The 9,712-nt window shown below is 48.8% G+C and carries 7 protein-coding genes; all 7 read left to right on the top strand.

What is annotated here, in order from left to right; translation table 11 throughout:
* Positions 1-502 precede the first annotated feature (502 nt).
* The 7 genes from HQN90_RS37775 (at position 503) to HQN90_RS37805 (ending at position 9,194) form a co-directional block, all read left to right on the top strand.
* A complete protein-coding gene (locus tag HQN90_RS37775) occupies positions 503-2,572 on the top strand; it encodes a bifunctional aldolase/short-chain dehydrogenase (protein ID WP_173227964.1) in 2,070 nt (689 codons plus the stop codon).
* A gap of 27 nt (positions 2,573-2,599) precedes the next feature.
* Positions 2,600-3,820, top strand: a complete 1,221-nt coding sequence (gene rhaI / locus HQN90_RS37780) for an L-rhamnose isomerase (RefSeq protein WP_173227965.1) — start codon at positions 2,600-2,602, stop codon at positions 3,818-3,820.
* Positions 3,814-5,316, top strand: coding sequence for a rhamnulokinase (gene rhaB, locus HQN90_RS37785; RefSeq protein ID WP_173227966.1), 1,503 nt, complete (start codon positions 3,814-3,816; stop codon positions 5,314-5,316). Before rhaI ends, rhaB begins: the two co-directional genes overlap by 7 nt.
* A 9-nt stretch (positions 5,317-5,325) precedes the next feature.
* Positions 5,326-6,093, top strand: a complete 768-nt coding sequence (locus HQN90_RS37790; protein ID WP_079414896.1) for a DeoR/GlpR family DNA-binding transcription regulator — start codon at positions 5,326-5,328, stop codon at positions 6,091-6,093.
* A 111-nt stretch (positions 6,094-6,204) separates the two neighbouring features.
* Positions 6,205-6,948 (top strand): (Fe-S)-binding protein, encoded by a 744-nt coding sequence (locus HQN90_RS37795; RefSeq protein ID WP_173227967.1) that lies wholly within the window; start codon positions 6,205-6,207, stop codon positions 6,946-6,948.
* Entirely contained in the window at positions 6,935-8,452 is a 1,518-nt protein-coding gene (locus HQN90_RS37800; RefSeq protein WP_079414898.1) for a LutB/LldF family L-lactate oxidation iron-sulfur protein, read from the top strand. Before HQN90_RS37795 ends, HQN90_RS37800 begins: the two co-directional genes overlap by 14 nt.
* Positions 8,445-9,194 (top strand): LutC/YkgG family protein, encoded by a 750-nt coding sequence (locus HQN90_RS37805; RefSeq protein ID WP_173227968.1) that lies wholly within the window; start codon positions 8,445-8,447, stop codon positions 9,192-9,194. Before HQN90_RS37800 ends, HQN90_RS37805 begins: the two co-directional genes overlap by 8 nt.
* Positions 9,195-9,712 lie beyond the last annotated feature (518 nt).

The following is a 9,712-nucleotide window of genomic DNA, read 5'->3' on the forward strand; positions in this document are numbered from 1 at the left end:
AAGCGTACGCACAGCAAGCTCGGCTATTTGTCTCCAGACAAATTCGAATCGCAGTTTTACAAGCAAACAAAACTAACTTCTTAGCTCTTTTTTGTGTCCACTCTATTGACTCAGATACATTGGGACTTCTATTTTACTTCAAATGCCACTTTTTACACAGATAGAAGCCTCAAAAGACTCTTATTTAATAAAAAAGTAGGTGTATCCCTCTTCATGTGCCGGATAGAAGTCTTTGGGGACTTCTATTAAACAGAAATCCCCCCTTTTTTCTAGAATAGAAGCCTCAAAAGACTCTTATTTTCTCAAGAAAGCTGTTAGAGGATGAGAACCGAGCTAATCATGGCCATTTTTGACTTTGGTTTGCTTTTTATTGAAAAAACTTCGTTTTTCTTTACACAAACAAAAATAAAAATATTTATTCAAAAACAAACAAAGATATGTTATGATGAATCCATCAAAAACAAACACATACTCATGGGAAGTAAACATTAGGAGGATACTTATGGTTGCGAATTTGTGGGAAGCGTCAAAAGCGAATGCTGTATCAAAAGGTGTAGAGGAACTGGTTTACCGTTCCAATTTATTGGGAACAGACCGCGCAGTAGCTAACTGGGGCGGCGGCAACACTTCTTACAAAACGATTGAGAAAGATTTCCGCGGTCGCGATGTAGAAGTAATGTGGGTAAAAGGAAGCGGTTCCGACCTTGCGACAATGAAAGCAAAGAATTTCACAGGTCTTCGTATGGATGACATCCGTCCGTTGTTCGAAAAAGACGAAATGCCGGATGCCGAAATGGTTGCTTACCTTGTGAACTGTATGATCGACAGCAAACACCCGCGTGCTTCTATTGAGACGCTTTTACATGCCTTTCTGCCATTCAAACACGTGGATCACACGCATCCGGATGCGATTATCGGTCTATGCTGCGCCCACAATGGCCGCGAGCTTGCCAAAGAAATTTACGGCGACCGTTTCGTATGGGTTCCTTATGTACGTCCTGGTTTTACACTTTCCAAAATGATTGCCGAAGGCGTCAGAAACAATCCAAAGGCTGAGCTAGTCTTGATGGAGAAACATGGTCTGGTAACTTGGGGCGAAACGTCCGAGGAGAGCTACCTCAAGACACTCGCTATTATTCAAGAAGCTGAAAGCTTTATTGAAGCTCGCGTGAATGAAGACAACTTGTATGGCGGCTCCAAATACGAGTCTCTTTCCGAATCCGATCGTAACGATATTTTGGCGCAGGTGCTGCCAATCGTTCGCGGCGCAGTAAGCAAAGAAAAGAAAATGATTCTGACGACTGACAGTGCAGAGGATGTTTTGAAATTCGTGAACAGCAAAGACGCGGGCGTTCTTTCGCAAGTTGGCGCAGCTTGCCCGGATCACTTGGTTCATACGAAAATGAAGCCGCTTTACATTGACTGGAATCCAAATTCCCGTGACGCCGCTTCTTTGATTGAAGCTTTGAATGCAGGGATTGCCGCTTATAAAGAAGAATACCAAGCTTACTTCGATCGCAACAAAAATGAAGGCGACGTTATTTTCGAAACGGCTCCGCGCGTTATTTTAATTCCGGGTATCGGGATGATTAACACAGGCAAAAGCTGGGCGATGGCGCAAGTAAGCGGCGCGCTTTACCACCGTGCGATTTCCGTTATGAGAGGCGCAACAGCGCTCGGAACGTTCGTTTCTTTAAGCGAAAATGAGTCCTATAATGTAGAGTACTGGCCTCTTGAGCTGTACAAATTGACACTCGCTCCTGCGGAAGCGGAATTCTCCCGCAAAATTGCTTTCATCACAGGCGGAGCAGGCGGAATCGGAAGCGTAACAGCTCGTCAATTCCTCAGAGACGGCGCGCATGTTGTCTTGGCCGACCTTAACCTAGAAGGCGCGCAGAAACTTGCGGCTGAACTGAACGAACAATATGGCGAAAACAGAGCAATTGCCGTTAAAATGGACGTAACGAAAGAAGAAGAAGTAGAAGCAGCTTACCGCGAAGTGATCTTGAGCTACGGCGGAATAGATATTATCGTGAATAACGCGGGTCTTGCGACTTCGAGTCCTTTTGATGAAACTTCTCTCAAAGAGTGGAACTTGAACATGAATGTGCTTTCCACGGGTTACTTTTTGGTAGCTAGAGAAGCATTTAAAATTATGAAAAAACAGAGCATCGGCGGCAGCATGGTATTCGTCGGTTCCAAGAACTCCGTATTTGCCGGTAAAAATGCTTCCGCTTACTCAACGGCTAAAGCAGCTGAGATTCACTTGGCGCGTTGTATTGCAGCTGAAGGCGGCGAATTTGGTATTCGCGTGAACTCCGTGTTGCCGGATGCGATTCTCCAAGGTTCCGCGATCTGGAACTCCGGCTGGCGCAATGAACGTGCAGCAGCTTACGGGATTGAACCGGATCAGCTGGAAGAGCACTACCGCAAAAGAACAACGCTGCTCGTTAACATTTTCCCGAAAGACGTTGCAGAAGCGATCGTCTACTTCTCTTCTTCCAAAGCAGAGAAAACAACAGGCTGCATGATCACAGTTGACGGCGGCGTTCCAGCAGCCTTCACACGCTAATTCACCTAATAGGAGGATACGAATCCGATGAGCGATAAAGCATATGCATGGTTTGAAGAGCAGCAAGCAAATAGAGGTATTGATTTGGCAGCCGTTAAGGCCAGAATCAAAGCACTGAAAGTCGAAACCCCTTCCTGGGGTTACGGCGATTCAGGTACCCGTTTCAAGGTATATAAGCAAAATGGCGTGCCACGCAATCCTTTCGAGAAATTCGAAGATGCTGCGCAGGTTCACAAATTGACGGGTGCTTGCCCGTCGGTTGCGATCCACATCCCTTGGGACAAGGTGGATGACTATGCGAAGCTCAAGCAGCACGCGACTGATCTCGGCGTATCCATCGGTGCGGTGAACCCGAACCTGTTCCAAGAAGATGACTATATCTTCGGCAGCGTAACGAATTCCAATGCAGCGATTCGCCGCAAAGCAACGGATCATTTGCTGGAATGTGTAGACATCGCGAAAACCGTTGGCTCTGATGTATTCAGCCTCTGGTTCGCGGATGGCTCGAACTATCCAGGTCAAGTGGACATTCGTGCCCGCAAAACTTGGATGTACGAATCGCTTAAGGAAATGTACGAGGCGATGACGCCAAGCATGAGAATGCTGATCGAATATAAATTTTATGAGCCTGCTTTTTACCATACCGATTTGGCTGACTGGGGAATGGCGTTCAACTTGGCGAACAAATTGGGTCCGCAAGCTGAAGTGCTTGTAGATACTGGACATCACCCGCAAGGAACGAACATCGAGCACATCGTGACGTACCTGTTGGACGAAAAAAAACTTGGCGGCTTCCACTTCAACTCCCGTAAATATGGAGACGATGATTTGATCGTGGGTTCTGTGAATCCGTATGAGCTTTTCTTGATTTTCTACCAAATTATTGATGCGGCTAACGATAAAGACCCGCAAATTCGTCAGGCATCTGACAATATTGCTTATCTGATCGATCAAAGCCACAATATTGAGCGTAAAATTCCAGCGATGCTGCGCTCCGTTCTCAACGTACAAACTCAATATGCCAAAGCATTGCTGATCAACTTGGATGAAGTCAGAGAGGCGCAAGCCCGTCAAGACGTTCTTGGTGCGGAAGATGCGGTTCGCAAAGCATTCGAATTCGATGTAACACCGCTGCTGCATGCGGTTCGTGAAGAAATCGGCGTGCCGGTGGACCCGATGAAAGCATATCTGGAAAGCGGCTACGATGAGAGCATTAATGCAAGAGGCAAAGGCGGTGCCAGTTGGTGAGTAAGCTTTCGAGCGTTCTGGCCTTTGATTTGGGAGCAAGCAGCGGCAGAGCGATCGTCGGACGCCTTGATTCTGAAGCGGGCCGTGTAACGATCGAGGAGATTCACCGCTTTTCGAATGATCCGGTGCAGGTGGGCAACCACCTTCATTGGGACATTTTGCGATTGTTTCATGAATTGAAACAAGGTATTTTACAAACCAAACATCTCGGTTATACGGATATTGAAAGTATGGCGATTGATTCCTGGGCGGTAGATTTTGGGCTGCTTGCAGCAAATGGCGAGCTCCTTGGAAATCCGTACCATTATAGGGACCACCAAACGGATACCGTCATGGACAAGGTGATTGCAGCGATCGGCCGTGAAAAGCTGTATGCCAAAACAGGGCTCCAGTTCCTGCAATTCAACTCTATTTTTCAATTAGCCGCCATCAAAGAAAGAAACCCGGAGCTGCTGGGGCGGGCAAAAACGTTCCTAATGATACCGGATTTGCTGCGATATTTCTTGACAGGCGAGAAACATAGCGAATTCACCAACGCCTCCACTACGCAGCTGCTGAATGCAACAACAGGCGCATGGGATGCAGAGCTTTTGCAGCAATTAGGCCTGCCTAGCGACATATTGTTGCATCCGGTTGCCTCGGGCACACGTGTTGGCGCCTTGACGCAAGATTTGTGCAGAGAGCTTGATGTTGCTTCAATTCCCGTCATCGCGGTTGGCGAGCATGATACCGCTTCCGCCGTGGTTGCTGTTCCAGCATTGGATGAAAATTTTGCTTTCCTCAGCTGCGGCACATGGTCGCTTTTGGGAACAGAAACGAGCGCCCCCATTTTAAGTGAACAAGCGCAAGCTTGGAATTTCACGAATGAGGGCGGCGTTTATGGCACAAACCGTTTGCTCAAGAACATCATGGGGCTATGGCTGATTCAGGAGTGCAAGCGCACATGGGATAAAGAAGGCAAAAACATTGGTTTTGCGGAGCTAGTCAAGCTGGCTGAACCTGTCAAGCCGTTCCAATTCTTTATTGATCCGGATGATGACATGTTCTTGAATCCTGCGCATATGCCGAAGCAGATTCAGCAATATTGCCGAGATACCAACCAGTTCGTTCCGCAAACCGAGGGAGAGATCGTTCGTTGTATTTTGGAAAGCTTAGCGCTGAAATACCGATTTATTCTGGAACGTACGGAACAACTTTCTGGCACAACGTATCAAGGCCTGCACATCGTAGGCGGCGGCATCCAGAATGAACTTCTCTGCCAATTCACAGCAAATGCGATCCAGCGAGAGGTATGGGCAGGTCCTGTAGAGGGTAGTGCCTTAGGAAACCTTGTAGTACAATGGATAGCACTAGGGTATATCGCGAATTTGCGCGAAGCCAGAAAGCTGATTCGGAATTCGTTTCCGGTCAAAACGTTCATCCCTGAGGACGGAGCGGGTTGGCAGGCGGCGTATATAATATTTTGTCAGGTGGCGTCCCGATCGACGGTGAAATGAGGGAAGACGATGCTGGTAGCGGAAAGATGGCAGAGAATCGTTCAGGTAGTTAACGAAAGAGGAAGCATTCGCGTGACAGAGCTCAGCGAGCTCTGTCAAGTGACGGAAGAAACGATACGGCGTGATTTGGATCGGCTCGAAAGCGAAGGCAAGCTGATGCGCAGCCATGGCGGCGCTGTTAGTGTGAAGGAAGCCCAGACGGAAGTCCCTTTCATGGAGAGGGAAACGGCACAATCGGACTTCAAGAACAGCATTGCGAAGGAAGCGATAACGCATATCCGCGAGCATGATCGGATTATTCTGGATGCAAGCACAACGGCTTGGTATATGGCCAGATGGATACCCGATATGCCGCTAACGATCATTACGAACTCGATGAAAGTGGCTTTGGAGCTCAGCACGAAAGAAAAGATTCAGGTCATTTCCACCGGTGGGCTGCTTTCGCCCAAATCGTTGTCTTATGTAGGACCACTAGCTGAGCGGTCGCTGGATATGTACCATGTTCACAAATGTTTTCTATCCTGCAAAGGGGTTCACATTCAGCGCGGAATCAGTGAATCGAATGAGCTGCAGGCGCTTATCAAAAGCAAGATGATCAGCATTGCCGATGAAACCTATCTGCTGGCCGATCATAGTAAATTCGGGATGCAATCCTTGACGCAAGTCGCAGGATGGTCTGAAATTAAACATGTGATTACAGATGGACAAACGAGCAGAGAAGACGTGAATCGCATTCGCGACATCGGTGTGAACGTGCTTCAATTAGATAAAGGTTAAAATCATTGTTCCTTCCATCTCCAGTATGTTTCTTGCGTACTGAGGATGGTTTTTTGTATAGCCAAATATATCTTTGGTGGGGACAATTAGGGAAGGGAGTTAGCTGCAATCATGAAAGTATCTATGTTCATAACGTGCTTGAGCGATCTTGTGTATCCAAAGGTTGGCGAGTCTATCGTTCAGTTACTAGCCAAATATGGCGTTAAGCTAGACTTCCCTGCCAAGCAAACATGCTGCGGTCAACCGGCCTTCAACAGCGGATATTGGGATGAAGCAAGAGGTGCGGCGTTGACACTTCTCGAAGCGTTCGAGGATAGTGATTTTGTCATATCCCCTTCAGGTTCCTGTACGAGCATGATTCATCACTATTATCCGAAACTATTTGAAAATGATCCTATCCATCTAGCAAAAGCCAATCGGCTTGTTGAGAAAACATATGAGTTTACGCAATTCCTCGTCCAAGTCATGGGTGTTACAGATGTAGGCGCGGTTTTCCCGCACAAAGTAACCTATCATCCGTCCTGCCACGGCAGCAGGCTGCTTGGTGTCAAAGCAGAGCCGATGCAGCTGATGCAAAATATTCGCGGCATGGAGCTTGTACCGCTTCCTCATGCTGAGGATTGCTGCGGATTCGGGGGTACTTTTGCGGTGAAAATGTGCGATATTTCCGGGGCGATGGTTGCAGAGAAATCCGATCACGTGCTGGAAACCGATGCCGAAGTGCTTGTTGGACTCGATATGGGCTGCTTAATGAATATTGCCGGTAATTTATCATACAGCGGGACACCTGTGAAGGTCATGCATCTAGCGGAATTACTGGCTGAGGGAGTGAAACTAGCCCATGAGCGAGCATAAGCCAAGCGGTACCGTTAAGGAAAGATCCAAGGTCGCCTTGAACAATGATTTTCTGCGAAATGCCGTTAAGTTCACGACAGAACGTCTCAAGAACGGCAAGCTTGCCGCGGCAGAAGAAATTGGAAACTGGGAAGAGTGGCGTGAACGGGGGCGCGAAATTCGTCTTCATACGATCGCACATTTAGACTACTATTTGGGCAAATTTGTGGAAAATGCTAGAGCGCAAGGCGTGCATGTCCATTTTGCAGCGGATGCGGCCGATGCGGTTCGCTTGACGATGCAAATCGCCGAGCACAAAAAAGCCAAAAGCGTCGTGAAATCCAAGTCCATGGTGTCGGAAGAATTGCATATTAACCATGCGCTTGAACAGATAGGCGTCGAGGCGATTGAGACGGACCTTGGTGAATATATCATTCAGCTTGCCGGTGAAACACCTTCGCATATCATTATTCCGGCGATCCACAAAAATCGCTATCAGATCGCGGATCTGCTTTCAGAGGATGCGGGCGAGAAGCTGGAGCCGGATACGGGCATTCTGGCTGGTTATGTGCGAAGAAAATTGCGCGAGAAATTCCTGGAAGCCGATATTGGGATGACGGGCTGTAATTTTGCCATTGCCGAGACGGGATCGATCGTTTTATTTGAAAATGAAGGCAACGCGCGGATGGTTAGCACGATTCCGAAGACGCAAATTACGTTCATGGGGATGGAGCGCATTATTCCGACGTTGGACGATCTGGAAGTCATGGCGACATTGCTCCCACGTTCTGCTACAGGTCAGAAGCTGACCGTCTATATGTCCGTTATTTCCGGACCGCAGCGGGAGCAGGACGGCGATGGCCCTGAAGAAATGCACGTCATTATCCTGGATAACGGACGTTCGTTACAGCTCGGCGACCCGCAATTTCAGGAACTCCTGAACTGTATTCGCTGCGGTGCGTGTCTGAACGCTTGCCCGGTATATCGCCATATTGGCGGCCATGCATATGGCGGCGTGTACAGCGGGCCGATTGGCGCTGTGCTGACGCCAGCCTTGAACAAAAATGTAGACCAGTGGGACGACATTGCCAGCGCATCAAGTTTGTGCGGTGCTTGCTATGAGGCTTGTCCGGTGAAAATTCCGCTGCATGATATGCTAGTCTATCTGCGTCAACGCAAAGTCGAGCGGGGTTCGACCGATTTTGGCGAGAAAATGGGCATGAAAGGGTTTAATTTCTTAATGTCGGATGCGAAGCGTGTGAAGGCATTAATTAAAATTGGACGTATCGGGCAGAAGCTGCTCGTTCGCGACGGTCATATTAAGGCGAAAGTAGGACCGCTTAAGGGCTGGAACTCGCATCGTTTTGCACCAAGCTTGGCGAAAAAGACGTTCCGTGAATCGTGGAAGGACATCGAGCAAGGATTGGAAGGAACCTTCCCTGAGCTGGATGCCGCGATGAAAGCCCGCATGGAAAAGCTTGTTGCAGATCGCAAAGAAGGCGGAGGAGGACATCATCATGGCTAAATCAGATCCGGCATTTCTCCAAAAACTGCATCAGGAAGCCCTCCAAGATCAGGAGGCCTTCTTTGCTAATATTTCTACCAGGCTGGGAAGATCCAAGCCAATGCAGAACGCTCCTGCGCGCAGCGTGAAGGGTGCTCCCGACTTCTGGGAGCAGGTGGATCTTCCGCTGGAGCAGCGCATCCAGCTGTTCATGGCGAACTGGCAGAAGGCAGGCGGCCATACGCAGCGCCTCCAAGGAATGGCAGAGGCGCAAGCTTTCATTGCCGACTTCATCGGCAAAACGCAGGCGAAGCATCTGATCATGCAGGATCAGCCGGAACTGGCGGAGCTGCGGTCAGGGCTTGCTGCGAATACGGCGGACATGGACATCACCGTCTGGAACGCAGGCGGTGTCGATGCTGCCGCGAAGGATGAGCTGGTCGCCAAGGCGGCAGGCGCAGATATCGGCATCGTGGCCGTCGAGCATGCCGTGGCCTACACAGGCTCGCTCGTCGTCACGTCAGATGCTGCGCGAGGCCGCAGCGTTAGCCTGCTGCCGACGACGTTCATCGCGATCATCCCTGTGGATCGCTTGCGGACGAAGCTGGGCGAAGTGCTGCGCCCTTTTGATGCCTACGAGCTTAAAGACAGACCGGCTGGCATTCACTTCATCTCGGGACCGAGCCGCTCGGCGGATATCGAGAACGATTTGACCATTGGCGTACATGGCCCAGGCATTGTTTATGCCTTGATTATTGAGTAATCATAGGGCTGTCCCCAAAATTATTTTGGATTTATAACCTCCAACTCTGATAGGAAGTTTCCTATCCCCAAACGCCTCCTTCCACACTTGCGCTGTGGCTTTGGAGGCGTTTTTCCTGTTGGTTGGGACTCGTCCATGCATGGATCCCCTTGTGGGAGAAGACAGTTGGCAGCAGGATTCTACCTGTCTTTCTGTTAATACACACTTCCATGGTAGATTGGCTTGAGTCGCTTGAGTCGCTTGAGTTGCTTGAGTTTGCTCATGCTGGCAGATTGCCTCAGGCCCGTCCGTATATTTCCGAATTCCTGCAATTATGCATCCTTTTCGTCTTGGAAATGGGGGAAATAGGGAAAAGCCTGCGATTATGCATCCTTTTGTGGGCATTTTTCGATTCCAAGCAATAGCTTTGCATCAAACCTAACATGGAAATCCGAAAAAAGTATCGTCTAAATAATTTATAATTACTACCTAAATATGGGATTAATTGATGTATTTATCTGGACGATGCACAAAAAAAC

The sequence above is a fragment of the Paenibacillus alba genome (genome assembly GCF_013204855.1).
GTDB lineage: Bacteria > Bacillota > Bacilli > Paenibacillales > NBRC-103111 > Paenibacillus_E > Paenibacillus_E alba.

Bases quoted from the DNA above. Each gene is read 5' to 3' on its own strand.
- HQN90_RS37795 (WP_173227967.1), top strand. From the start codon at position 6,205: ATGAAAGTATCTATGTTCATAACGTGCTTGAGCGATCTTGTGTATCCA.
- HQN90_RS37800 (WP_079414898.1), top strand. From the start codon at position 6,935: ATGAGCGAGCATAAGCCAAGCGGTACCGTTAAGGAAAGATCCAAGGTC.
- HQN90_RS37790 (WP_079414896.1), top strand. From the start codon at position 5,326: ATGCTGGTAGCGGAAAGATGGCAGAGAATCGTTCAGGTAGTTAACGAA.
- HQN90_RS37805 (WP_173227968.1), top strand. From the start codon at position 8,445: ATGGCTAAATCAGATCCGGCATTTCTCCAAAAACTGCATCAGGAAGCC.
- rhaI (WP_173227965.1), top strand. From the start codon at position 2,600: ATGAGCGATAAAGCATATGCATGGTTTGAAGAGCAGCAAGCAAATAGA.
- HQN90_RS37775 (WP_173227964.1), top strand. From the start codon at position 503: ATGGTTGCGAATTTGTGGGAAGCGTCAAAAGCGAATGCTGTATCAAAA.